The organism is Protofrankia sp. CiT1, assembly GCF_917627335.1.
Taxonomy (GTDB): domain Bacteria; phylum Actinomycetota; class Actinomycetes; order Frankiales; family Frankiaceae; genus Protofrankia.
Window position 1 is genome coordinate 1,856 of record NZ_CAKJTP010000262.1, and the last position, 1,750, is coordinate 3,605.

Consider the following 1,750-nt stretch of genomic DNA (forward strand, 5'->3'; position numbering starts at 1 on the left):
GCTGACCCGCTGCTGCGGGAGTACACCGACGCGGTGAGCGCGGAAACCGATGCCACGGTCGCGGTGGCGCTCGCGTGCGCCGACCGCGCACCCGGCTATGAGATCGCTGTGGCCCGGCGGGTCCGTCGTGTGACGGTCGCGGCCCGGCGGGCCGCTGGCCGTCGGGCCGGTATTCCCACCCTCCCGGCCGTGCTGGTCGCCGCCCGCGCTGAGCTGTGGGCCGCGGCCGGGTGGCCGGTCAGCGGCGCGGCGGTCCTGTCTCCCCGTGCACGGGAGGTGGCGGTATGACCGCCACTGTCACCGTCCGGGATCGCGCCGCGCTGCACATCCATCAGGCGTTGACCGCGACCCTGGAGGCGTTGCGAGCCTCGGCGGCCCGCTGCCCGGTCGCCGACCAGGTCCGCCAGGTCGATGCGGCGATGACCGAACTGCTGGCCGCGCGGCGCGTACTCGCCGGACAGGACCCGACGACCGAGGCGCCGCAGGTGCAGCCGGGTCTGCCCGCCGCGTTGGATGTCTGCGGCCGGCTCCTAGTCGAGCACGAGACGGTGACTGGCAGGCGTGTTGGTGTTCGGGTGGACGTGTGGCGTTACACCGGCCACGAGCCGCTGGCCTGCGTGGAGATCGATGCCCTCGGTGCGGTCGGTGACGACACCGACCAGGTGCTGCTGGCCGACCTGCGGTCGCTCTACACGTGGCTCGGGGTGACCCCGACCGTCCGCACCGGCGGCAGCGACGGCACCCTGACCGTGATTGAGGCGGGCGTCACCCGTACCGGCATCGCAATCAAGATCGGCGCTATCACTCCCACGGTCACCGTCGATGAGGCGCGGGCCGCGCTTGGCCTGCCCGTGGGCAACAGCCACGCCGGCCGGGCCGGTGCCCAGGGCCTGGCCGGCCCGGCGGAGACCGGCCCGGACGGTGACGTCTGTGTGGTCTGTGTCGTACCGATCCGACCGGCCGGTGAGGTGGTGGACTGCGGCTACGGGCCGGAGCATCCCGGCTGTCATCAGGATGCCCCCGACATCCATCCCGATGAGCTGGCCGGGGCCGGGCGGTGAGCGCCCGCCTGGCCGTGCGCTGGCGGCAACGGGCCGCCTGCCGGGGCGTCGACCCGGAGCTGTTCTTCCCGGTCGGGACGACCGGCCCTGTGGTCGAGTGGCAGACCGCGGCGGCGAAAGCGGTCTGCGCCGGCTGCCCGGTGATCGACGCCTGCCGGGGCTGGGCGTTGGCGACCCGGGAGCCGTTCGGGATCTGGGGCGGGCTGAGCGAGCAGGAGCGCCGGGCGCCGCATGCCCGGCCCGCCGCGGGCGTGCGTCCCGTTCCTGTCCGGCGCTGGCCGCTGGTCGCCGCGCAGGCGTGCTACCTGTGCGTCGGGAACCCCGGCCCGGACGGTTGCCGCCGCTGCGGGGGCACCGGTGTGGACCCGGGCGTCGCTCGCGGGGGCGCGGCATGAGCGGGCGTATCGATTCCCGTGGGCTGCGTGCCGGTGACGACGCCCGGACCGGGGATGGTGGCGTGAGGGTTCGGGCGGATGACCGGGAAGCGGCCGGGAAGCGGTCGGTGGCCTGGCCGCTGATCGTCTCTTTGGTATTGATCGCCGGGGTGTGGGCGGCCGGGGCGGTGTGGTCCTATGACCACCAGTCCCACTTCGCGCAGAGCCTGGGGTTCCATCACGGCTATCTGCTGCCCGCGGTCGCGGACGGGCTGCCGGTGGCCATGGCAGCGGTGGCGTTCTCCGCGGTGGTGG

General features: G+C 74.3%; 3 protein-coding genes and 1 pseudogene. All 4 read left to right on the plus strand.

The genetic code is table 11. The features are described from left to right. A partial coding sequence (locus MJ785_RS21145) for a hypothetical protein (protein WP_239382558.1) occupies positions 1-288 on the plus strand: 288 nt, incomplete at its 5' end. Beyond that, positions 285-1,061 (plus strand): hypothetical protein, encoded by a 777-nt coding sequence (locus MJ785_RS21150; RefSeq protein ID WP_239382560.1) that lies wholly within the window; start codon positions 285-287, stop codon positions 1,059-1,061. The genes MJ785_RS21145 and MJ785_RS21150, both read left to right, overlap by 4 nt. A 14-nt stretch (positions 1,062-1,075) precedes the next feature. Further along, positions 1,076-1,318, plus strand: a pseudogene (locus tag MJ785_RS21155) (WhiB family transcriptional regulator); the annotation flags it as partial. Positions 1,319-1,452: 134 nt separating this feature from the next. Next, on the plus strand, positions 1,453-1,750 hold a 298-nt coding region (locus MJ785_RS21160), incomplete at its 3' end, for a DUF2637 domain-containing protein (protein WP_239382562.1).

What these genes read in the sequence shown, in the direction of transcription:
- MJ785_RS21150 (WP_239382560.1), top strand. Translation starts at nt 285, where the DNA reads ATGACCGCCACTGTCACCGTCCGGGATCGCGCCGCGCTGCACATCCAT.